Raw genomic sequence first — 21,797 nt, 5'->3', positions numbered from 1 at the left:
GAGTCGGGAGTTGGCGGCCCATGTAACCGCGGTCAGCGCAATGCGCTAGTGCAGGTCACAGATAGGGGTAGAGCGCACCCTTCTCGGCTTCAATCTGCGCGCGCATTCCCTTCCGCATCGCCTGCGACGCCTGGCAATAGCCCGACCAGTTCTTGACGATCTCACGCAGGCTCCAGGTGCCGATATGCTCCGACGATGCCGTCATGGCGGCAGTGTTCGCCTGGTGGAGCGCGTCCAGCGGCGGGGTCTCATCCGTCGGCAACCCCATCCGAAGCTCGAGGCACAGCGCATCGACCAGCTTGCGCCGCGCGCCGCTGGTGCGCGTGAGCTGGTAGCGCAACCCGGCAAGCGCGGCCTCGTCGGGTACCGGCTGCGCGGTCAACCGTTCGAGCGCGTCCAGCATACCTAGGAGTCGGTCGTGCAGATCGTGAAGTTCGGACAAGTAGCCCCCTGGCTGCGCCGCAGTTCCCAGCCCCCATAGCGGCTACACAAACCGGACACATTGCAGGGGAATCCCGGAGCTTAGGGCATTACAGCCCTTGCCGTTCGATCAGCGCCCGGGCCTGGGCGACATGCATCGCCTCGATCATCCGGCCTTCGAAGCGCTCGGCGCCTCCGGTTGCCGCCGCGACCAGTGCGTGCGCGTCGGCCAGCTCGGCCTCGCTGGGGCCGAACGCCTGCGTGGCGACTTGGATCTGGTTGGGGTGGATCAGCGACTTGCCGTCGAAGCCGAGCGCACGGCCATGACGGCATTCGGCAGCGAGCCCCTCCGCATCGTCGAGGGCGTTGAACACCCCGTCGAGTGCCCAGATGTCGTGCGCACGCGCCGCGAGCACGATCGCTTGGAGCGATAGCGTCAGCCCTTCGCGCCCCGTAGGAATGCCGAGCGCGGCACGAAGATCGTTGGCCCCGGCGAGCAATCCGCCGACCCCTGGCACCGCGGCGATCCTTACCGCTTCGAGCACTCCGCGGGGCGTTTCGATCATCGCAAGCAACGGCTTGCCAATCGCCTCGGCGATCGCGGCGGCATTGCCAGCGTCTTCCACCTTGGGGACGACGATGAAATCGCATTTGGCAACCGCCGCCGCGGCAAGATCGGCCGCGTGCTCGCGCGACTCCACGCCGTTTATCCGGATCGCCGTCAGCCGCTCGCCGAACCCCTCAGCCATTGCCGCCACCGCCGCCGCCCGTGCCTCGGCCTTAGCATCGTCGCGCACGGCATCCTCGAGGTCGAGAATGATCATGTCGGTATCCAACCCGCGCGCTTTGGCGACTGCGCGCGGGTTCGAGGCGGGCAGAAACAGCGCGGTGCGCGGCGCGAGGCGGGCTGTGGTCATGCCCCGAGTCTATGCTAGCAAGGCGGAGGAAATGCGAGAGGAGTCGGGGGAATGGATGTGCTGAACGTATTTCTGGTCGTGATGGTAGCCGTAGTGCTGCTCTACCTCTTCTCCAGCGTGAAGATCGTCACGCAAGGCTATCAATATACGATAGAATATTTCGGCCGATTCACTGCGGTCGCCGCGCCCGGTCTCAATTTCTATCCCGCCTTCTTCTACCGCGTCGGGCGGAAGGTGAATATGATGGAGCAGGTGATCGACATTCCGGGGCAGGAGATCATCACCAAGGACAATGCGATGATCTCGACCGACGGCGTCGTGTTCTTCCAGGTCCTCGACGCCGCCAAGGCCGCCTATGAAGTCTCCGACCTCTATGTCGCCCTGCTCCAGCTCACCACCACCAATCTGCGCACCGTGATGGGATCGATGGACTTGGACGAGACGCTGTCGAAGCGCGACGAGATCAACGCGCGACTGCTCTCGGTTGTGGATCACGCCACCACCCCCTGGGGCGTCAAGATCACTCGCGTCGAGATCAAGGACATCCGCCCGCCCGCCGACATCGTCAACGCGATGGGCCGCCAGATGAAGGCCGAGCGCGAGAAGCGCGCCAACATCCTCGAGGCCGAGGGCGCCCGCGCCTCCGAGATCCTCCGCGCCGAGGGCGAGAAGCAGTCGCAGATCCTTGAGGCCGAGGGCCGCCGCGAAGCCGCATTCCGCGACGCTGAGGCGCGCGAGCGCGCCGCCGAGGCCGAGGCCAACGCTACCCGCGCGGTTTCCGACGCGATCGAAAGCGGCAGCACCCAGGCGATCAACTATTTCATCGCGCAGAAATATGTCGAGGCGATCGGCAAGTTCGCCACCTCGCCCAACGCCAAGACGATCCTGTTCCCGGTCGAAGCCACCCAGCTGATGGGTACGCTCGGCGGGATCGGCGAGCTGGCGCGCGAAGCGATCGGCGGCGGGCCCACGCCGCCTGCGCCGCCGGCGCCCCCTACCCCGCGCCCGCGGCCCAATCCCTTCGGCACGCAGGAAGGCTGAGCGATGGACCAGCTGCTCGCGACGCCGGGTCTCGCCTGGCTGATCCTTGCCGCGGTGCTGGCGATCACCGAGCTGCTGGTTCCCGGCATCTTCCTCGTCTTCGTCGCGGCGGGCGCGGCAGTGACCGGCGTCGTGACGCTGATCATGCCCGAATTTGCGCTGCTGTTCCAAGTCGCGGTGTTCATCGTCGCAACGTCGGCGGCGGTCGGGATCGGGCGGCGCTGGTATGTCGACAATCCGGTGCCGAGCGCCGATCCGCTGCTCAACGACCGCGTCGCGCGGCTGATCGGCGAAGTGGTGACCGTGGTCGAGCCGATCGAGGCCGGCAAGGGCAAGGTCCGCGTCGGCGATGGCGAATGGCTCGCCTGCGGCCCCGATGCCCCCGCCGGCGCACGCGTGCGGATTACTGGTGCGGTCGGCACGTCGCTCAACGTCGAACCTGTGATCGCCTGAGTTCTTGTAAGGGAATACCGATGCTTACCACCCGCCGCCAGCTGATGCTCGGCACCGCCGGCACGCTCGCCGCCGCCACGCTCCCGCGACAGGTCGACGCCTTCTTCGCCGACGGCGACGCCCAGGCCGACGCGCTGCTCACCCGCACCGCCGAGGCGTTTCTCAAGCTCTATCCCGAGAACGCCACGTCGCTCGGAATCGACAAGGACGCGCGCGCGCCGCTCAAGCACCAGCTCACCGATCGTTCCCCTCAGGGCCAGGGCAGGATCGTCGCGCACCTCCGCCAGACGCTCGCCGAGCTGGGCAAGCTCGACGTCAAGGCGCTAAGCCCGGTGATGCGCACCAATGTCGAGGTCGTCCAGGCCTCGTACGGCAACGGGCTCGACGGGTTCAAGTTCGGCTATGGCGACGTCGCGGTGGGAAGCTGGCGCAACACCCCCTATGTCGTCGCGCAGAATGTCGGCGCCTATCTCGACGTGCCGCGGATGCTCGACACCGACCACCAGGTGAAGACGCGCGAGGATGCCGAGGCCTATCTCGACCGGCTCGAATCCTATGCCGAGCAGCTCGACGGCGAAACCGAACGGCTCAAGGTAGCCGCGGGCAAGGGCGTGATCGCCCCCGACTTTCTGCTCGACAAGAACCTCAAGCAGATTCGGTTGGCACGCAGCGGCAATACGGCTGGCTGGGGGCTGGTTACGTCGCTCGCCAACCGCACCGCCGGCATGGAAGGCGATTTCGGCAACGCCGCCTGGATGCTAGCAAACGACAAAGTCGTCCCCGCGCTCGACCGCCAGATCGCCGAGATCGAACGCCACCGCAAGCGTGCCACCTCCGACGCCGGCGTCTGGAAGTTCAAGGACGGCGACGCCTATTATGCCTGGGCGTTGCGAGCGAGCACCACCACGACGATGCGCCCCGACGAGGTCCATGCCATGGGCCTCGACCAGCTGCGGCAAATCCAGGCCGAGATGGACACGATCCTCAAGGGTCTCGGCTACACCCAGGGCAGCGTCGGCGCGCGGATGACTGCGCTCGGCAAGGATCCGCGTTTCCTGTTCCCCGACGACGATACCGGCCGCGCGCAGATCATGAAGCTGCTCAACGATCGCGTCGCCGATATCCGCACCCGCATGCCCCGCGCCTTCGACACGCTGGTACAAGGTAATGTCGAAGTGAAGCGGCTGCCGCCCGAGGAAGAGCCCGGCGCACCTGGCGCCTATGGCGGCGCGGGATCGATCGACGGCACGGTGCCCGGCAAGTTCTGGATCAATCTCCGGACCACCGGGCTGCACACGAAGTACAGCCTGCCTACCCTCACCTATCACGAATCGATCCCCGGCCATGTCTGGCAGGGCGAATATGCGTTCAAGCTGCCGCTGATCCGAACGCTCCTGTCGTTCAACGCCTATTCGGAGGGCTGGGCGCTCTATGCCGAACAGCTTGCCGGCGAGCTCGGCGTGTACGACGAAGATCCCGTCGGCCGCCTCGGCTATCTCCAGTCGATCGGCTTCCGTGCCTGCCGCCTCGTCGTCGACTCAGGCCTGCACGCCAAGCGCTGGACGCGACGCCAAGCGATCGACTGGTTCGTCGAGACGAACGGCTCGCCCGAGGAAGAGGTCGCCGGCGAAGTCGATCGCTATTGCTCGTGGCCGGGCCAGGCGTGCGGATACAAGGTCGGCCACAGCGAGATCAACCGCCTGCGCGACCGCGTCAAGACGGCGCTCGGCCCGCGCTACGACTTCAAGGCGTTCAACGACGCGGTGGTGCTGGGCGGCAACGTGCCGATGACCGTGCTGGGCCATGTCGTCGACCGCCACATCGCGGCGCGCAAGGCATGATCCTCCGGCGATGGCGAGGGGTGATCCGCACCGCCGAACGCGACGCCTATCGCGACTATATCGCCGCGACCGGCGGCACCGACTATGCGTCGACGCCCGGCAATCTCGGCTTCCAGATGCTGTTCCGCGACCTGGATGACGAAACGACCGAAGTCACGACGCTGAGCTGGTGGGGCAGCCTGGACGATATCCGCGGGTTCGCGGGCGACGATATCCGTATCGCCCGCTACTATCCGGAGGACGACCGCTATTTGCTCGATCGGCCCGAGCGGGTCGAGCATCACGAAGTCGTCGCGAGCGTCGTGCCGTCGTGATCAGCCGATCGCTTCGCCGAGCGCTTCGATCGCCGCAGTGACTTCGGCAACGGTCGAGCTGACCACGACTTCGTGTGCCTTGTCGAAGCCGATCACGCCCATCTCGACGCCGGCGAGGTCGATCGAGGATACCGTGCGGACGGCGGTTACGTTGACGAGGATCGGCTCGCCGTTGATAGCCTTCAAGGAAATGAACTTCACCTGGTGATCCCTACGCAGTTACTCCCTTCTTATAGCAACGACGGCAGCAAACAGGGTTCGCGAACATGGTTGACGCCAAGTAAAAATGCAGGAACGCTGCGATCCTCATCGATGTAGGGGATCGATCATGAAGACTATCAGCCTGGCCTTTGCGCTTGCCGCCGCGCTGGCACCCACCCTTTCCTTCGTCTTCCCCAAGCAGCAGGTGCGGCCATGCTCGGTCGCCGAGTGGATCTGGGATACGCTCGTCCAAGATATCGGCTGCACGCTTCCCTGATCGCGCGACGCGGGCTCGCCCAGCCAGCGAACCCGCGCCGTTCCTCCAGCGTCAGACCGCCAGCGGCACGCGCGGCGCCGATTGCCGCACGCCTTCATCGACATGCTCGGCGAACTGCGCGAAATTTGCGTTGAACAGGTCGACCAGCCGCGCCGCGGTGGCATCGTACGCAGCCTTGTCGGCCCAGCTCGCGCGCGGATCGAGCACCGAAGGATCGACTCCGGCGACGCGCACCGGCACCTTGAACCCGAAATTCGGATCGACCCGGAACTCGGCGTCGTCGAGGCTGCCGTCGAGCGCCGCATTCAGTAGCGCGCGCGTAAGCTTGATTGGCATGCGGCTGATCCCCGGGTCGGTCGCCTTGCCCCCTGCCCAGCCGGTATTGACCAGCCAGCACGCGACGCCTCCTTCGGCGATCCGCGCCTTGAGCAGATTGCCGTAGACCGAAGGGTGCCGCGGCATGAAGGGCGCGCCGAAGCAGGTCGAGAAGGTCGCCTCGGGCTCGGTCACCCCGATCTCGGTGCCCGCGACGCGCGCGGTGTAGCCCGAGAGGAAATGGTACATCGCCTGCTCGGGCGTCAGCCGCGCGATCGGCGGCATGACGCCAAAGGCATCGGCGGTGAGGAAGAGGATGTTCCTGGGCACCGGCCCGAGATTGTGCGCGGAGGTGTTCGGGATGAAATCGATCGGATAGGCGCCGCGACTGTTCTCGGCGAGGCTGTTGTCGTCGAGATCGAGCTCGCGGCTCTGAGCGTCCATCACCACATTCTCGAGCACCGTGCCGAAACGCCGCGTCGTCGCGAAGATCTCGGGCTCGGCCTCGGCCGACAGCCGGATCATCTTGGCATAGCACCCGCCCTCGAAATTGAACACGGCGGTGTCGGACCAGCCATGCTCGTCGTCGCCGATCAGCGTGCGGCTGGCGTCGGCCGACAGCGTCGTCTTCCCCGTGCCCGACAGGCCGAAGAACACCGCGGTGTCGCCATTCGGCCCGATATTGGCCGAGCAGTGCATCGGCATCACGCCCTTCTGCGGCAGCAGATAGTTGAGCAGCCCGAACACGCTCTTCTTCATTTCGCCGGCATAAGCGGTGCCGCCGATGAGGATCAGCTTGTCAGTGAGGTTGACCGCGATCACCGTCTCGCTGCGCGTCCCGTGACGCTCGGGATCGGCGCGGAAGCTCGGCAAGTCGATGATCGTGTATTCGGGCGCGAACCAGTCGAGCGCCTCGGGCTCGGGCCGCACCAGCATCGTCCGGATGAACAGACTGTGCCAGGCGAACTCGTTGATCACGCGAACGTTGACGCGATGCTCGGGCTGCGACCCGCCATAGAGATCCTGGACGAACAGCGTGTCGCGCTCCGCCAGTTCGACAAGAAAATCGGCCTTGAGCGCGGCGAAATGCGCCGGACTCATCGGCTTGTTGGACTTGCCCCACCACACGCTGTTTTCGGTTTCGGCGTCGCGGACGGTGAACTTGTCGCTTGCCGATGGCCCGGTATGCCTGCCGGTGGCGACCACTAGCGGACCCTGCTTGGCGAGCTTGCCCTCGCCGCGGCGTATGGCATGCTCCACCAGCGGAGCGGTCTCGAGATTCCAGAACAATTGCGCGCCCGTCGCGATGCCCTGTGCATCGAGACTGGCGCGCGGAGTGCGCGTGATCGACATCCAAACCTCCAAGGTCGCGAACCCCTTCCCGGAGGCGGGGCCGCGTTATCAATGACATGGGGCTTAGGCAGCGCGCGCCGAGGGCGTCAATCCGGGTAAGCGTTGTCAACCGATTGAGCCGGACGCCACTTTGCTTTACCCCGTGCAGTGATGCTTCAAAGCCACGTACGCTTGCCCGGATGACCGCGACGATCGCGTTGGTCGATGACGACCGCAACATCCTGACCTCGGTCTCGATCGCGCTCCAGACCGAAGGGTTCCTGACGCGCGTCTATTCGGACGGCGAAAGCGCGCTCAAGGCGCTGATCGAGAACCCGCCCGATCTGGCGGTGCTCGACATCAAGATGCCCAAGATGGACGGGCTCGAGCTGCTCCGCCGGCTGCGCGAGAAAAGCGCGATCCCCGTCATCTTCCTGACCAGCAAGGACGACGAGCTCGACGAGGCGCTTGGCCTCGCGATGGGCGCCGACGACTATATCGCCAAGCCGTTCAGCCAGCGGCTGCTGATCGCACGCATCCGGGCGATCCTGCGCCGCACCGAACCGGCCCAGCCGAATGCCGAGGGCGGTCCTCAGGAGCCGGCGGAGAGCCTTGAGCGCGGCCGGCTGGTGATGGATCCGGCGCGCCACCGAGTGACCTGGGGCGGCACCAACGTGACGCTGACCGTCACCGAATTCCTGATCCTCGAGACGCTCGCGCAGCGGCCGGGCATCGTCAAGACGCGCAACCAGCTGATGGACGCCGCCTATCAGGACGACATCTATGTCGACGACCGGACCATAGACAGCCATATCAAGCGCGTGCGGCGCAAATTCCGGCAGGTCGATCCCGAGTTCGATGCTATCGAGACGCTCTATGGCGCCGGTTATCGCTTCTCGGACGAGTAACGAGCGCGATCTTGCGCTCAAATGGTCGAGCCGCGTCAGCCTCACCCCGAGGATCCTGGCGGTCAACATCTTTGCGCTCGCGCTGCTCGGCAGCGGGTTCTTCTACCTCGACTCCTATCGCAGCCGGATCGTCGACAGCCGCGTGGCCCAGGCGCGCGGCGAGGTCCGGCTGATCGCGCAGGCGGTCGCCTCGGCGACGCCCGAGCGCCGCGACCTGCTCGTGCTCAGCCTCGCGCGCGACACCGGCACGCGAATCCGGCTGTTCGACGAGGACGGCGTGCTCATCACCGACAGCCACGATCTGGGCCTGCGCAACCTCGTGCTGCGCGATCCCGACAAGGATCCGCCCAACCAGACCACCGCGCGCTTCCTCGACGCCGTGATCGACACGGTGGCCGGCGCCGACCGCGCACCCTTGTACCGCGAGCGCCGGCGCGACCGCGGGCTCGACTGGCCCGACGTCCGCACCGCGCGCGAGACGCTGGGCACGCCGGCCACCGTCTGGCGCGCGCCCGATCGAACGCCGATCATTACCGCCGCGGCGCCGATCACCCAGCTCGGCGTGGTGATGACGACGGTCAATGCGCGCGACATTACCCAGACGGTGCGGCTCGAGCGCTTCCGGTTGAGCGTCGTGCTGGCGATCGTGGCGATGGTCTCGATCCTGCTCTCGCTGTTCCTTGCGCGTACGATCGTGCGGCCACTGCGCCGGCTCGCTCGCGCCGCCGTGCGCGTCCGCCTGGGGCGCGCGCGCGAAGTCGTGGTACCGCGGTTGCCCGAACGTAGCGACGAGATCGGCATGCTCGCGCGCGCCATCTCGGACATGAGCCAGGCGCTGCGCGCGCGGATCGACGCGACCGAGAGCTTCGCCGCGGACGTGACGCACGAGCTCAAGAACCCCCTCGCCTCGCTGCGCTCCGCAGTGGAGGGGCTGACCAAGGTCAAGGATCCCGCGCTCCAGGCGCAGCTGCTTGAGATCGTCCGCGACGACGTCCACCGGCTCGATCGGCTGATTACCGACATCTCGGACGCCTCGCGGCTCGATGCGCAGCTCAGTCGCGCCACCTTCGAGCGTGTCGATGTGGGCGCAATGCTCGAGGGACTGCTCGACCAGCGCGAGACGCGTGGACTGCCCGACGGCATCCGCATCGTGTTCGATCGCCGCCCCGGCATCGCGCTCTCGGTACTTGGCGAAGGCGCCCGGCTCGAACGCGTGTTCGAGAATTTGATCGACAACGCCGTGTCCTTCTCGCCCAGGAACGGCCTGATCACGATCTCGGCGATCAACGAGGGTGAGATGCTGGTCGTGCGCGTCGCCGACGAAGGCCCGGGCGTGCCCGAGGAAGCGCGCGAGGCGATTTTCCGGCGCTTCCATTCGGTACGTCCCGAAAGTGAAGCCTTTGGTCAGCATTCGGGGCTAGGGCTTGCCATCGCGAGGACCATTGTCGAGGGCCATCAGGGGAGCATTTCGGTGGAAACACGAGAAGATCGAGTGAGCGGCGCCCGCTTCGTGGTGCGATTGCCGCTGGTGGAGCGCGACTGATGCCGCCCGAGATCCGGCTTCCCGAAGTCTCTTCGGAGACGGTGCACGGCGCCTGCGTCGCGATCGGCGGGCGCGCGGTGCTGATCGAGGGGCGATCGGGCGAGGGCAAGTCCGATCTCGCGCTGCGGCTGATCGATCGCGGCGCGGCGCTCGTCTCCGACGGCCAGGTGATCTGCCAGCGCAGCAGCGGCGAATTGCTCGCCTGCGCGCCGCCGCACCTCGCCGGACGGATCGAAGTGCGCGGGCTGGGCATTGTCGAGATGCCGAGTGAGGAGCGCGTTCCCGTGAACCTGCTGATCGTCATTCTCGATGCCCCACCACCCTTTCCCGAGGATTCGCGCACGCGGCGCATCGCCGGGATCGACGTGCCCGTGCTCGCGCTCGCCGCGCTCGAGCCTTCGGCGCCGATCAAGGTCGAACTCGCGCTCAAACAGTCCACCAAGTGAACCGGCGGCGACCCAAGCAGATCCTGCTGGTTACCGGCATGTCGGGGGCCGGCAAGTCGACCGTGCTCCGGACGCTCGAGGATCTGGGCTGGGAAACCGCCGACAACCTCCCCCTCCTCCTCCTCCACCGCCTGCTCGACACGCCGCAGGGCGAGGGTGCCGATGGCGACGACGATCGCCCGCTCGCGCTCGGCATCGGCAGCCAGACCCGTGGCTTCGATGCCGAGAGCGTCGTCCAGCGCGTCAAGAAGTTGAGCGCGCAGGAAGGCTATCAGCTCGGCACGCTGTTCCTCGAATGCGACGGCGCCGAGCTCGAGCGCCGCTATTCTGAGACCCGCCGTCGCCACCCGCTCGCGCAGGATCGCCCGGCGCGCGACGGCATCGCCCGGGAGCGCGAGCTGCTGATGCCGCTGCGCCGCTGGTCGAACCGGTTGATCGACACCACCACGCTCTCCACCAACGAGCTCCAGCAGCAGATCCGGCACACCTTCGCGGGGGACGGGCTGGGCAAGACCGTGCTGACCATCGCCTCGTTCGGTTTCGCCCGTGGCCTGCCGCGCGATGCCGACCTGGTTTTCGACATGCGCTTCCTGCGCAATCCGCATTGGGTCCAGGGGCTGCGCCCTGGGACCGGCCAGGACGCCGATGTCTCGGCCTATATCGCCGACGATCCTGCCTATGCCCAGGCGATGGCCCAGATCGAAGCGCTGCTGCTGCTGCTGCTGCCGCGCTATCAGGCCGAAGGAAAGGCATATGTTACCGCCGCATTCGGGTGTACGGGGGGCCGCCACCGCTCGGTTCACGTCGCCGAGCGGATGGCGCGGCGGTTGCGCGAGGAAGGATTTTCGCCCACGGTGACCCACCGCGATTTGCAGACCGCGCCGCAGGACTCGCTGGAAGGGGCCCCGGTGACCATTTCAGGGGGCGGAGTTTGAGATGATTGGTTTGGTGCTCGTGACGCACGGACGACTCGCCGAGGAGTTCGTGGTCGCGATGGAACATGTAGTCGGCAAGCAGGAACGGATCGAACCGATCTCGATCGGCCCCGAAGACGATATGGAAGCCCGCCGCGCCGACATCGCCGCGGCGATCGGGCGAGTCGACGAGGGCCGCGGAGTGATCGTGCTCAGCGACCTGTTCGGCGGCACGCCCTCGAACCTCGCCATCTCGCTGATGGAAGCCGGCCGGATCGAAGTGATCGCCGGCATCAACCTGCCGATGCTGATCCGGCTGGGCAGCGCGCGCAAGACGATGAAGGTCACCGAAGCCGTCGCCGCTGCGCGCGACGCGGGGCGGAAATACATTACCGTCGCATCCGAGGTGCTGGGGGAAGCCGCCGCGTGAGCCGGTCGATTCGCACCGTGATGATCGAGAACCGCCGCGGCCTGCACGCCCGTGCCAGCATGGCGTTCGTGACATTGGCGACCAACCAGCCCGTCGAGCTCACCGTCGAGAAGGACGGCGCCAGCGCTTCGGGCACCTCGATCCTCGACCTGATGATGCTCGGCGCCGCCAAGGGCGACACGATCACGATCAGCGCCGAGGGCGAAGGCGCCGACGCCGCCGTGCAGGCGCTGGTCGAGCTGGTCGAGGCGCGCTTCGGCGAGGAATAGCCCTCCTGCCCGCTACTCGCTAAGGGGTGCCATGCCTCGCGAGATAACCGCCTTTTCCAATCCGCTCATCAAGCGTGTCCGCAACCTGCGCGACAAGCGGCACCGGCGCGAGGAAGGGCTGTTCCTTGCCGAGGGGCTGCGCATCCTTACCGAGGCGAGCGAGGCCGGTCGGATCCCGGACTATCTGTTCTTCGCGCGCGACATGGCGAACCACCCACTGGTCCGCGCGCTGGTCGAGGCGACCGAGGCCGCCGGCGGCGAGGCGATCGAGACCAATGCCGACATCCTCTCCAAGCTATCGGGCAAGGACAATCCCGGCGCGGTGGTCGGCGTCTATCCCGAATTCGCGCTGGGGCTCGCCGATCTCGATCCCGGCACTGCGCCGATCTGGCTGGTCGCCGAGCGGCTGCGCGATCCGGGCAATCTCGGCACGATCCTGCGCACCGGCGACGCAGTCGGCGCGGGCGGACTGATCCTGCTCGACGAGTGCGTGGACCCGTTCTCGGTCGAGGCGGTCCGCGCGAGCATGGGGGCGCTGTTCACCGTGCCGGTCGCCAAAGCGAGCTGGGCGGAGTTCGTGCCCTGGCTGCGGAACGGCCCCGGACAACTCGTGGGGCTCAGCCTCGATACCGAATACGACTATAAGGCTGGGGAGTATCAGGCCCCCACCTTCCTGCTGACCGGCAACGAAGCGCAGGGCATGCCCGACTTCATGGCGCAGGAATGCGACCTGCTGGTCAAGATCCCGATGCTCGGCAAAGCCGACAGCCTCAACGCCGCGGTCGCCACCGCAGTGATGGCCTATGAGGTGCTCAGTAGGATTCGCGACGCTTAACTTCGCACTTTGCGCATTTAACGTTTTCGTTTGTTGCGAGGGTTTGCAATATTGTTTCGCGGACGGTGTTTTACTTCCGATCATGTCAAAGAGCGCAAGCGAAGGCTTGCACACAAAATCCTATATTGCCAGCGCGACCCAAGAACCTGAACGCCAGCCGATCGTTACGGCCATGCGCGGTTCAGCCGTGCGACCGCAAATCTCGCGGAAAGGAGTTACCCCATGCGCCTGATCCTTGCCGCCGGCCTGATCGCCGCCACTGCCCTGCCAGCCGCCGCCCAGCCGCGGACCAATTATCGCGCGAGCGGCACCGAGCCGTTCTGGAGCCTGACGATCGACGCGCGGACGATGCGCTTCGAGGCGCCGGGCCGGCCAACCGTTTCGGTCGCGGCGCCGCGGGTGATCCACGGCTTTGCCGGCGAGATGTGGCAGACCCGGCGAATCAACGTCAACACGGTGCACAAGAGCTGCAGCGACGGGATGAGCGACCGCGTCTATGGCGACACGGTGACGGTGCGGGTCGACGGACGGACCTATCAGGGCTGCGGCGGCGACCTCGCCGCGCCGGCCCATAGCGACCTGATCGGTGGCGCCTGGCGTATCGAGGCGCTGTCGGGCCGCCCGGTGGCACGCGGCACCGCGCCGAGCGTGACGTTCCGCGACGGGCGCGTATCGGGCAATGCGAGTTGCAACCGCTTCAACGGGAGCTATCGCTTCGAACGCGGCCGGCTGACCACCGGGCCGCTGGCGAGCACCAAGATGGCGTGCGCCGACCGCGCGAGGAACGTCCAGGAGACGACAATCCTCCGACTGCTCGGCGAGCGGGTGACGGTGAGCCGCAACCGTGGGGGCAAGCTGGTGCTGAGCGGCGCCGGCGGCCGGACGATGACACTGGTGGCCGAGCGGCGCTGAGCGGCCTATTGCTTGATGTCGCGGACCTTCTTCCAGGTTATCGCCGAGATCTGCTTGCCGTCGTCGATGACGTACCAGTCGACCATAGCGTTGGTGTGCTCGACGCGGAACACGCGATAGCTGCCGTCCATGCGCAGGAAATCGGCTTTCTGCACATAGCCATAGTCATCGACGATCTTGCTCTCGGCGGCGCGCTTGGGGTCGGCGATCTTCCGAAGCGCCGGGCTCATATGGACGGTCTGCGGGTAGTCCTTGCGCAGCCAGTAGAGCAGGATGGTCTCTTCTAGCATCGCGCGCGAGCGGGCGTTGGGATCGGCGACCGGCGCCGTGAAGCGGATCGAATTGAATATCCGGCCCGAGTCGGCGGGCACGGCACCTGCATCGCCCCACACCCAACCGAAGGCGTAGAGCCGGTTGTCGCGCGCCACCAGCAGGTAGCGATGCGACGCGGGCGAACCGTAATAGTCGGTCGTGAACGAGAATATCACTTCGTGCGCGGGCGAGCCCTGGAAGGTCAGTGCACGGTTGCGAACGAGCTTGAAGTCATTGAGCCCGCCGCGCGCGATATCGTCGGCGCGTGCCTTGAGCAGGCCCTTTGCGTCGCTGATCGAATCCGGAGCGAAGTTGGTGACATTATAGTTGAAGCTGCTGCAGCGCCCGTCGATCTTCGCACCGGCGCGGCCCCGTTCGCGTACATCGACGTTGACGTAGCCCTGATCCAATCCATAGCTGATATGCGTATCGGTCGTGACATCGACCGAGACGCCGAGCGAGGGCACGATCAAGGTCTGCCATTGCGGCGCATAGCAATTCATGTCGGCCGCAGCGGGCGTAGCTGCCAATGTCGCTGCTGCAAGCGCGCCGAGGCGCCAAAAATATTTCCCCGCCATTGATCCCCCCTCGCTGAAAGCCGGCAGCGCGAGAAATCTCGCAACACTCCGGCGAAGTCAAACGCCTGATGCGAATACGTAAGTAAGGACAAGGGCTTGACGTCGATCGTTCGCGCCGTAACGTAATGAAATTCCTTCGCTTCCAGGGGGCAAGCGAGGTCCGGCCTGATCCTACTCGGCCGCTTTCAATTCCGCTTCTGGCTCGCCAGCGTGGCTGGCCAGGAGCTCGACCGGCGGAATAGCCTCGATCTCCCGCGCGCCAGTCTCGATGTTGAGCTCCTTGAGCTTGCGGGCGCTGACCAGCGCGCGGGTCTCAAGACTGTTGGCGAAGGTATTGAAATTCTTGACCGCGGTGTTGAGGCCGCTGCCGACGACGCGCAGATCGCCCAGCGCCTTGGCGAGCCGATCGTAGAGCTCCTTGCCGAGTTCGCCGATCTGCCGGGCTTCCTTGGCGAGCTTTTCCTGGCGCCATACCGCTGCGACGGTGCGGGCGATCGCGATGAGGTTGGTCGGGGTGGCGAGCAGCACGCGCTTCTCGAAGGCGAAGTCCCACAGGGTATGGTCGTGCTCGAGCGCCGCCGACAGGAAATGCTCGCCGGGCACGAACATGATCACATAATCGGGCGCGTCCTCGAACTGGCTCCAATAGGCCTTGTTGCCGAGCGCGTTGATATGCGCCTTCATCGAAGCGGCGTGCGCAGCGAGGCCGACATGGCGCTCGCCCTCGTCGACCGCGCCGAACGCATCCTGATAGGCATTGAGCGACACCTTGGCGTCGATCACCAGCGCCCGCCCGCCGGGGACGCGGACGATCGCGTCGGGCCGCAGGCGGCCGCCATCCTCGCTCGCCGTGTTCACTTCGGTCTGGAAGTCGGTGTGCTCGGCCAAGCCGCAGGTTTCGAGCACGTTCTTGAGCTGCTGCTCGCCCCAGCGCCCGCGCGACTTGGGGGCGTTGCGCAGCGAATTGACCAGCTTGGCGGCTTCGCTGCTGACCTTCTCCTGACCGATCCGCATCTGCTCGATCTGGCCCTTGAGCTCGCCGAACGCATCGCGGCGCTCGGCCTCGACCTTGGCGACGCCCTCCTCATAGCGCTGGAGGCGATCGCTGACCGGCTGGAGCATCGACTTTAGGTTCTGGCCGGCGACTTCCTCGGATTGCCGGAAGCGGGCCTCGGCGCGTTCGAGAAAGGCCTTCTGGGTCTCGCCGAGCATCGTGGTGGCGAGTTCGCGGAACTGGCCCGCCATCGCCTCGCGCGCGCCCTTGAACTCCTCCAGCCGCTCTTCGAAGGCCTCCGCCCGGGTGCGGAGTTCGGTGAGCTGGAGCCGGGCTTCGTCGCGCTCGTCGCGGAGGAGCGTGTTTTCGTCGCGCAGCGCGGGGAGCTGGCTGGCGCGCTCCTCGGCGATGACGAGGTCGGAGATTGCCGCCTTGAAGTCAGCTTCGCGCTTGTCGCGGTCGGCGCGCGCCTGGGCGACGCCACGGTTGCCGACGAACCAGCCAAGGGCCAGGCCCGCGAGCAGCGCGGCGATGACGACGATGAGTGCGAGCGAGTCCAAATACGCCTCCCGGAACAGAAAGCGAACCTAGCGGGCAGATGGCTGTGAGGCAATACGCGCTGCACCTACTCCGGCGCAGGCCGGAGCATTGGCAATTTACGGGTTCACCTTGCCCAGCGCTCCGGCCTTCGCCGGAGCACCATAAGGTGGCTTACGCAGCGGCCTTGCGCGCCTTGGAGAGCTTCTTGAGGATCATGTCGCGCTTGAGGCGCGAGAGATAGTCGATGAACACGATGCCTTCGAGATGGTCCATCTCGTGCTGGATGCAGGTGGCGAGCAGGCCCTCGAAGACCTCGTCATGGCTCTCCCCCTTCTCGTCGAGCCACTTGACCCGGCAGCGCGCGGGGCGTTCGACGTCGGCGAATTGCTCGGGGATCGAGAGACAGCCTTCGGTATAGACCGACTGCTCCTCGGCGGGATCGAGGATCTCGGGATTGATGAATACGCGCGGGGCGCGGATCGGCTTGCCCTCCTCGTCCTCTTCCTCCTGCAGGTCCATCACCACGACGCGCTTGGGCACGCCGACCTGGATCGCGGCGAGGCCGATGCCGGGGGCGTCGTACATCGTATCGAACATGTCGGCGATCAGGTCGCGCAGTTCGTCGTTCACCTCCACCACGGGCTGGGAGATGAGGCGCAGGCGCGGATCCGGGACTTCGACGATGGGTAGAATGGCCATCGCGACGATTTAATTCGCCCCGGGCTTCGCCGCAAGTGTCGGAAACTACGCGACCGGGCGGCGCGCGCGGAGCGCCTGGGCGAGCGTGCCCTCGTCGAGATAGTCGAGCTCGCCGCCCACCGGCAGGCCGTGGGCGAGCTGGGTGATGCGGATCGGATAGGTTTCGAGCCGCTCGGCGAGGTAGTGCGCGGTGGTCTGACCGTCGAGCGTGGCGTTCATCGCGAGGACGACCTCATCGATCCCGCCGGCAGCGACGCGGCGGACCAGGCTGTCGATCCGGAGATCCTCGGGCCGGACGCCTTCGAGCGCGGAGAGCCGGCCGCCCAGGACATGGAATTTCCCCGGAAACAGCCGCGACCGATCGAGCGCCCAGAGGTCGGCGACTTCCTCGACCACGCAGAGCGACCGCGCGTCGCGGCGCGGATCGGCGCAGATCGCGCACGGGTCGCTGGTGTCGACATTGCCGCAGATCCCGCAGGTGCTGAGGCGCCGGCTGACCGCAGTGAGCGCCGAGAGCAACGGATCGAGCGCGGTCTCGCGCTTCTTGAGCAGATGGAGCACCGCGCGCCGCGCCGAGCGCGGGCCGAGCCCGGGAAGGCGCGAGAGCGCCTGGGTCAGTGCCTCGATTTCGGGGGATGCCATGTGCCCAGACATAGGGGCTTGCGCACCGCCCTGCCAAGCGGCGAGAGGGGCATATGCGGATCATCTTCATGGGCACGCCCGAATTCGCCGTCCCGACGCTCGACGCGCTGGTCGCGGCGGGGCACGAAATCGTGGCGGCATACAGCCAGCCGCCGCGGCGCGGGAATCGGGGCAAGACCGCCCCCTCCCCCGTGCATGCCCGCGCCGAGGCGCTGGGGATCGCGGTGCGCACGCCCTTGTCGTTCCGCAGGGAGCCCGGGGCGATCGAGGCGTTCGCGGCACTGGAGGCGGACGTGGCGGTGGTCGCCGCCTATGGCCTGATCCTGCCTCAGGCGGTGCTCGACGCGCCGCGGCTCGGCTGTCTCAATGTCCACGGCTCGCTGCTGCCGCGCTGGCGCGGGGCGGCGCCGATCCAGCGCGCTATCCTGGCGGGGGATGCCGAGACGGGCGTGGGGATCATGCAGATGGAGGCCGGGCTCGACACCGGGCCGGTGCGGCTCGAGGGACGCACCCCGGTTGGCGGCAAGACTGCGGGCGAACTGACAGCGGAATTGAGCGCGATGGGCGCGGGGCTGATGGCGAAGGTGCTCGGCGATTTCGATCGCTATCCGGCGGTGGCGCAGCCCGAGGATGGCGTCACCTATGCCGCCAAGATCGACAAGGCAGAAGCGCGGCTCGACTTTGCGCGGCCGGCGGTGGAGGTCGAGCGGCAGGTGCGCGCGTACAATCCCGCGCCGGGGGCGTTCTTCGAAGTGGGCGGCGAGCGTATCCGGGTGCATGCCGCCGAGATGGTCGCCGGCAGCGGTGGCATCGGCTCGGTGCTCGACGAACGGCTGACGATCGGCTGTAGCGAAGGCGCGATCCGGCCGATCCTGGTGCAGCGCGCGGGACGTGGCGTCATGACGTCAGCCGAGCTGCTGCGGGGGTTCGCGATCCCGGAGGGCACGCGGCTTTGACGCGGTTTGCACTCACGGTGGAGTTCGACGGCCGCCCGTTCATGGGCTGGCAGCGGCAGGATCACGGCCCCAGCGTCCAGCAGGCGATCGAGGAAGCGGCGTTCGCGGTTACCGGCGAGCGCGTGGCGGTGCATGCCGCGGGCCGGACCGATGCAGGCGTGCATGGGCTGGGCATGCGCGCGCATCTCGACATTGCCAAGCCGATCGCGGCGTTCCGGCTGATGGAGGCACTCAACGCGCAGGTGCGGCCCAATCCGGTGGCGATCCTCGAATGCGTCGAAATGCCCGAGGACTGGCATGCGCGCTTCTCGTGCCTGGCGCGGCATTACGAATATCGCATCGTCAACCGGCGTGCGCCGCTCACCTGGGAAAAGGGGCTGGCCTGGCGGATCGCCGCCGACCTCGATGCCGAGGCGATGCACGACGCGGCGCAGCTGCTGGTGGGACGGCATGACTTCACCACGTTCCGCTCGGTGCATTGCCAGTCGGAGAGCCCGCTCAAGTCGCTCGACCGGCTCGACGTGGTGCGCGCGGGCGACCGGATCGCGGTGTATGCCTCGGCGCGGTCGTTCCTGCATCACCAGGTGCGCTCGATGGTCGGGTGCCTGGGGCTGGTCGGCCAGGGCAAATGGACTGCCGGCGATCTGCGCGATGCGCTGGAGGCGCGCGATCGATCGCGGCTCGGGCTCAACGCGCCGCCGGACGGGCTGTTCTTCGTCCGGGCCGACTATCCCTGACGGCTGAACTTCGCCGCCAGCTCGACATGGGTCGACCAGCGGAACTGCCCTACCGGCTGGACCCAGTCGAGGGCGTAGCCAGCCTTGCCCAAAATCTCAGCATCGCGTGCGAAGCTGCTGGGATTACATGATACATAGGCGATTAATGGTGCCGTGCAAGTCGCGATCTGGGCGACCTGCTCGCGGGCGCCCGCGCGTGGCGGATCGAGCACGACGACCTCGAAGCGCGACAAGTCGCCCGCGGTCACCGGCCGGCGGAACAGGTCGCGATGGTCGGCGAAGACCGGGCGCCCCGCGGCTCCGGCGGCCGCCTTGAGCGCCAGGATCGGATCGCGCGCCGCTTCGGCGGCATAGACCTTTGCCTGGGGGAAGGCGAAGGTGAAGGTGCCGAGCCCGGCGAACAGATCGGCGACGGTCCGCGCATCGCCGGCGATCTCCCGCACCGCCGCGACCAGCGCATCCTCGCCCTCGGGCGTTGCCTGGAGAAAATTGCCCGGCGGGAACGGCACGGGCACGCCGCCAAGCGTCACCGTGACGGGCTCGGGCTCGTAGCGCGCGCCGGGTCCGAAGCCCTCATCGATCGAGAGGCGGGCGAGATGGTGGCGGTGCGAGAAGGCGCTGAGCGCCTCGGCCGCGGCGAGCCCTTCGGCGTCGAGCCCGTCGATCAACACATCGGGGCCTTGGTCGGTCCGGGCCAAATGGACGTTGATCCGGCGGTTGCCCGGGATCAAGGCGGCGAGCACCCCGCGCAGGGGGCTGACCAGCGCGAACAGCTCGGGGGCGAGGACGTGGCATTCCTCGATATCGATCAGCTCGTGGCTGCCCTGCCGCGTGAAGCCGAGCCGGACCTGGCGGCCGCGGCGCTCGGCATGGAGCGTGGCGCGGCGGCGCGTGCGTGGCGGCGAGAGCAAGGGCGCGCGGACATGGGTCTCCAGCCCCTGCGCGGCCAGCGCCCCCACCACGCGATCGACGATGAACTGCGACCAGCTCGCGTCGTCGAGATGCTGGAGCTGGCAGCCGCCGCATTCGGGGAAGTGCCTGCACGGCGGTACCTGGTGGTGCTGGCCGGGAATGACGCTGCCGTCCTGCGCCAGCCGGTCGCCCGGCGCAGCGAAGGCGACATGACGCCCATCACCGGTAACGCCATCGCCGCGCGCCGCGACGCGGAGGACGAGATCGTCGTTCACAGACATTCGGAGACCGCCTGGGGGATGTGCATCAGCAGCGCATCGGCGATCAGCGCCGGTCCTGCAAGCTGCGCCGCGCGCGCATGGAGCCAGACGGCGGCCTCGGCAGGGGCGACGCCCTTGCCTTCCTGGACGACCTGCGCGGCGAGCAGCCCGGCGAGCACGTCGCCGGTGCCAGCGGTCGATAGCCACGGCGACGCGCCCGCGAGCACGCGCACCGCGCCTTTGGGCGAGGCAATCACCGTATCGGCGCCCTTGTGGACGATCGTCGCCCGCGTCGCCGCGGCGGCGGCGAGGGTTGTCTCGATCTTGCTGCCCTGCCCTGCGAACATCCGGTCGAACTCGCCCGAATGCGGCGTGAGCCAGGTCGGCGCGGCACGCGTCTCGAGCCAGGCCGCCGCATCGCCGCCGAGCAAGGTCAGCGCGTCGCCATCGAGCACCAGCGGCTTGGGCACGGCGAAGGCCGCACGCAGATAGGCCTCGGCGCGGCGATCACGTCCGAGCCCAGGGCCGAGCACCACGGCGTCGATCCGGTCCCAGCCGAGGAATTCGGTCAGATCCTCGGCGCTGCGCACCTCGCGGCGGACGAGCGCGTCGGGGCCGCCGCTCCACGGCCTGTCACCGGCGAGCACGACATAGCCCGCCCCGCCCGCCATCGCTGCCTGCGCGGCGAGGCGCGCGGCGCCGGGCATTGCGCCCTCGATCACCGCGACGAGCCCGCGGCTGTATTTGTGGCTGTGCACCCCAGGCGTCTCGATCTGCGGCCGCGCGACGCTGCGCCGGCCGGTCTCGACCGGAATGCCGATATCGGCGAGCAGCACCCTGCCGCAGCGCTCCAGTCCGCAATCGAGCAGGTGTCCGGGCTTGAGCGCGCCGAGCGCCAAGGTGACGTCGATCCCGCGCGGTGCACCGAGATCGGCGCCGCTGTCGGTGTCGATCCCCGAGGGCAGGTCGATCGACAGCACGAACTCGGCCTGCTTGACCAGATCGGCGAACACCGCGGCAAGCCCACGATCGAGCGGACGCGTCATGCCGGTGCCGAACAGCCCATCGACCAGCACCGGGCGCGGGCGCGCGGCATATAGCGAACTGGTCGGCCCCTGCCACAGCGCCTGCATCCGCTCGGCGGCGCCGGGTGCAGGCGCGCCGGTGGCGACGAGGATGACGTCATGGCCCTCGGCATGGAGGAGCCGCGCGGCGACATAGGCGTCGCCGCCATTGTTGCCGGGTCCTGCGAGGATCAGGATCGGACGCCCCACAGCGAAGCGCGCGACTTCGCGGGCGACGGCGGCCCCGGCGCGTTCCATCAGTTCGTCCTGCGAGACGCCGCTGGCGAACACGGCCTCCTCGGCCGCGCGCATCTGTGCGGCGGTGGCGATCGGTGCGCCCGACGGGATCATTGCCGCACGGTCGCGGGAAGCCGGTAGCGCGCGCCGCCCAGCGCCACCTCGATGCTGTCGGGGCCGATCGGGGTGACCTTGGCAGGCTCGGCACCGTCGGCGGCGATCACGCCGCGGCCGTCCTGGGTGACCTGGAGGCGGTGGAAGGCGCCGTCGGGGTGGCGGAGCGTCAGGATGACGCCATTAGGGGTCTCCTCGCGGTCGAGGGTGCAGAGCGGGGCGAGATCGACCGTGCCTGGGGCGGCGCAGGGGATTTTGGGAACTTCCGGGGTTGCCGCCACGACTTCATTCGATGGCTCGAAGGCATTGGGAACAACGTCCTCCGTCGACTGCCCCCCGCACCCTGCGAGAAGCAATGACAGCAACAACCACCGTTCGCCCTGA

General features: G+C 67.4%; 26 protein-coding genes. 15 read left to right on the top strand and 11 right to left on the bottom strand.

Annotation, left to right across the window (positions count from 1 at the left end; translation table 11 throughout):
* Positions 1-55 precede the first annotated feature (55 nt).
* Complete coding sequence (locus tag RZN05_RS05405; protein WP_317225598.1) at positions 56-442, bottom strand: hypothetical protein; 387 nt, start codon at positions 440-442, stop codon at positions 56-58.
* Positions 443-530: 88 nt separating this feature from the next.
* A complete protein-coding gene (locus tag RZN05_RS05400; protein WP_317225597.1) occupies positions 531-1,337 on the bottom strand; it encodes an HpcH/HpaI aldolase/citrate lyase family protein in 807 nt (268 codons plus the stop codon).
* Between the two features lie 51 nt (positions 1,338-1,388).
* Here RZN05_RS05400 and RZN05_RS05395 point away from each other — a divergent pair, with 51 nt between their 5' ends.
* Genes RZN05_RS05395 through RZN05_RS05380 form a run of 4 tightly spaced genes read left to right on the top strand, consistent with a single transcriptional unit; the run spans position 1,389 to position 4,986 of the window.
* Positions 1,389-2,378, top strand: a complete 990-nt coding sequence (locus RZN05_RS05395) for an SPFH domain-containing protein (RefSeq protein ID WP_317225596.1) — start codon at positions 1,389-1,391, stop codon at positions 2,376-2,378.
* A 3-nt stretch (positions 2,379-2,381) separates the two neighbouring features.
* Complete coding sequence (locus RZN05_RS05390; RefSeq protein ID WP_317225595.1) at positions 2,382-2,831, top strand: NfeD family protein; 450 nt, start codon at positions 2,382-2,384, stop codon at positions 2,829-2,831.
* A gap of 20 nt (positions 2,832-2,851) precedes the next feature.
* A complete protein-coding gene (locus RZN05_RS05385; RefSeq protein ID WP_317225594.1) occupies positions 2,852-4,672 on the top strand; it encodes a DUF885 domain-containing protein in 1,821 nt (606 codons plus the stop codon).
* Positions 4,669-4,986: an antibiotic biosynthesis monooxygenase family protein gene (locus RZN05_RS05380; RefSeq protein ID WP_317225593.1), complete on the top strand. Its 318-nt coding sequence runs from the start codon at positions 4,669-4,671 to the stop codon at positions 4,984-4,986. Before RZN05_RS05385 ends, RZN05_RS05380 begins: the two co-directional genes overlap by 4 nt.
* Here RZN05_RS05380 and RZN05_RS05375 read toward each other — a convergent pair whose 3' ends face one another.
* Positions 4,987-5,187, bottom strand: coding sequence for a hypothetical protein (locus tag RZN05_RS05375; RefSeq protein ID WP_317225592.1), 201 nt, complete (start codon positions 5,185-5,187; stop codon positions 4,987-4,989).
* Between the two features lie 127 nt (positions 5,188-5,314).
* Here RZN05_RS05375 and RZN05_RS05370 point away from each other — a divergent pair, with 127 nt between their 5' ends.
* Complete coding sequence (locus tag RZN05_RS05370; protein WP_317225591.1) at positions 5,315-5,464, top strand: hypothetical protein; 150 nt, start codon at positions 5,315-5,317, stop codon at positions 5,462-5,464.
* A gap of 51 nt (positions 5,465-5,515) precedes the next feature.
* Here RZN05_RS05370 and RZN05_RS05365 read toward each other — a convergent pair whose 3' ends face one another.
* Positions 5,516-7,132, bottom strand: coding sequence for a phosphoenolpyruvate carboxykinase (locus RZN05_RS05365; protein ID WP_317225590.1), 1,617 nt, complete (start codon positions 7,130-7,132; stop codon positions 5,516-5,518).
* 179 nt (positions 7,133-7,311) lie between these two features.
* On the opposite strand from RZN05_RS05365, the gene RZN05_RS05360 reads away from it, so the two are divergent.
* The 8 genes from RZN05_RS05360 (at position 7,312) to RZN05_RS05325 (ending at position 13,368) form a co-directional block, all read left to right on the top strand.
* A complete protein-coding gene (locus RZN05_RS05360; RefSeq protein WP_317225589.1) occupies positions 7,312-8,019 on the top strand; it encodes a response regulator transcription factor in 708 nt (235 codons plus the stop codon).
* Positions 7,988-9,562 (top strand): sensor histidine kinase, encoded by a 1,575-nt coding sequence (locus RZN05_RS05355; protein ID WP_317225588.1) that lies wholly within the window; start codon positions 7,988-7,990, stop codon positions 9,560-9,562. Before RZN05_RS05360 ends, RZN05_RS05355 begins: the two co-directional genes overlap by 32 nt.
* A complete protein-coding gene (locus tag RZN05_RS05350) occupies positions 9,562-10,008 on the top strand; it encodes an HPr kinase/phosphorylase (RefSeq protein ID WP_317225587.1) in 447 nt (148 codons plus the stop codon). Before RZN05_RS05355 ends, RZN05_RS05350 begins: the two co-directional genes overlap by 1 nt.
* Positions 10,005-10,943, top strand: a complete 939-nt coding sequence (gene rapZ, locus RZN05_RS05345; protein ID WP_317225586.1) for an RNase adapter RapZ — start codon at positions 10,005-10,007, stop codon at positions 10,941-10,943. The genes RZN05_RS05350 and rapZ overlap by 4 nt, the downstream gene beginning before the upstream one ends.
* Before the next feature lies 1 nt (position 10,944).
* Entirely contained in the window at positions 10,945-11,352 is a 408-nt protein-coding gene (locus RZN05_RS05340; protein ID WP_317225585.1) for a PTS sugar transporter subunit IIA, read from the top strand.
* Positions 11,349-11,621 (top strand): HPr family phosphocarrier protein, encoded by a 273-nt coding sequence (locus tag RZN05_RS05335; RefSeq protein ID WP_317225584.1) that lies wholly within the window; start codon positions 11,349-11,351, stop codon positions 11,619-11,621. Before RZN05_RS05340 ends, RZN05_RS05335 begins: the two co-directional genes overlap by 4 nt.
* A gap of 31 nt (positions 11,622-11,652) precedes the next feature.
* Positions 11,653-12,456: a TrmH family RNA methyltransferase gene (locus tag RZN05_RS05330; protein ID WP_317225583.1), complete on the top strand. Its 804-nt coding sequence runs from the start codon at positions 11,653-11,655 to the stop codon at positions 12,454-12,456.
* Positions 12,457-12,678: 222 nt separating this feature from the next.
* Complete coding sequence (locus tag RZN05_RS05325) at positions 12,679-13,368, top strand: META domain-containing protein (RefSeq protein WP_317225582.1); 690 nt, start codon at positions 12,679-12,681, stop codon at positions 13,366-13,368.
* Between the two features lie 5 nt (positions 13,369-13,373).
* Here RZN05_RS05325 and RZN05_RS05320 read toward each other — a convergent pair whose 3' ends face one another.
* The 4 genes from RZN05_RS05320 to recR form a co-directional block, all read right to left on the bottom strand.
* Complete coding sequence (locus tag RZN05_RS05320; RefSeq protein WP_317225581.1) at positions 13,374-14,258, bottom strand: hypothetical protein; 885 nt, start codon at positions 14,256-14,258, stop codon at positions 13,374-13,376.
* 171 nt (positions 14,259-14,429) lie between these two features.
* Positions 14,430-15,812, bottom strand: a complete 1,383-nt coding sequence (locus tag RZN05_RS05315) for a DNA recombination protein RmuC (RefSeq protein ID WP_317225580.1) — start codon at positions 15,810-15,812, stop codon at positions 14,430-14,432.
* 151 nt (positions 15,813-15,963) lie between these two features.
* The gene (gene def / locus RZN05_RS05310; RefSeq protein WP_317225579.1) at positions 15,964-16,491 is read right to left on the bottom strand and encodes a peptide deformylase; all 528 of its coding nucleotides are present in this window, start codon (positions 16,489-16,491) and stop codon (positions 15,964-15,966) included.
* Positions 16,492-16,536: 45 nt separating this feature from the next.
* Positions 16,537-17,133 carry a recombination mediator RecR gene (gene recR / locus RZN05_RS05305; protein ID WP_317225578.1) on the bottom strand — a complete coding sequence of 199 codons (597 nt, stop codon included), beginning with the start codon at positions 17,131-17,133 and terminating at the stop codon, positions 16,537-16,539.
* 53 nt (positions 17,134-17,186) lie between these two features.
* Between recR and fmt the strand changes: the two genes are divergently transcribed.
* The gene (gene fmt / locus RZN05_RS05300; protein WP_317225577.1) at positions 17,187-18,089 is read left to right on the top strand and encodes a methionyl-tRNA formyltransferase; all 903 of its coding nucleotides are present in this window, start codon (positions 17,187-17,189) and stop codon (positions 18,087-18,089) included.
* Positions 18,086-18,826 carry a tRNA pseudouridine(38-40) synthase TruA gene (gene truA, locus RZN05_RS05295; RefSeq protein ID WP_317225576.1) on the top strand — a complete coding sequence of 247 codons (741 nt, stop codon included), beginning with the start codon at positions 18,086-18,088 and terminating at the stop codon, positions 18,824-18,826. The genes fmt and truA overlap by 4 nt, the downstream gene beginning before the upstream one ends.
* On the opposite strand, the gene RZN05_RS05290 is transcribed toward truA, so the two are convergent.
* The 3 genes from RZN05_RS05290 to RZN05_RS05280 are packed head-to-tail and all read right to left on the bottom strand — an operon-like array spanning position 18,817 to position 21,694.
* Positions 18,817-20,019, bottom strand: a complete 1,203-nt coding sequence (locus RZN05_RS05290; RefSeq protein WP_317225575.1) for a class I SAM-dependent RNA methyltransferase — start codon at positions 20,017-20,019, stop codon at positions 18,817-18,819. The genes truA and RZN05_RS05290 overlap by 10 nt on opposite strands.
* Positions 20,010-21,413: an NAD(P)H-hydrate dehydratase gene (locus tag RZN05_RS05285; protein WP_317225574.1), complete on the bottom strand. Its 1,404-nt coding sequence runs from the start codon at positions 21,411-21,413 to the stop codon at positions 20,010-20,012. Before RZN05_RS05285 ends, RZN05_RS05290 begins: the two co-directional genes overlap by 10 nt.
* Positions 21,410-21,694, bottom strand: coding sequence for a hypothetical protein (locus tag RZN05_RS05280; RefSeq protein ID WP_317225573.1), 285 nt, complete (start codon positions 21,692-21,694; stop codon positions 21,410-21,412). The genes RZN05_RS05285 and RZN05_RS05280 overlap by 4 nt, the downstream gene beginning before the upstream one ends.
* Positions 21,695-21,797 lie beyond the last annotated feature (103 nt).

It is taken from the genome of Sphingomonas sp. HF-S4, from assembly GCF_032911445.1.
In the GTDB taxonomy this organism is placed as follows: Bacteria; Pseudomonadota; Alphaproteobacteria; order Sphingomonadales; family Sphingomonadaceae; genus Sphingomonas; species Sphingomonas agrestis.
This window is presented reverse-complemented; position numbering and strand designations above follow the sequence as displayed.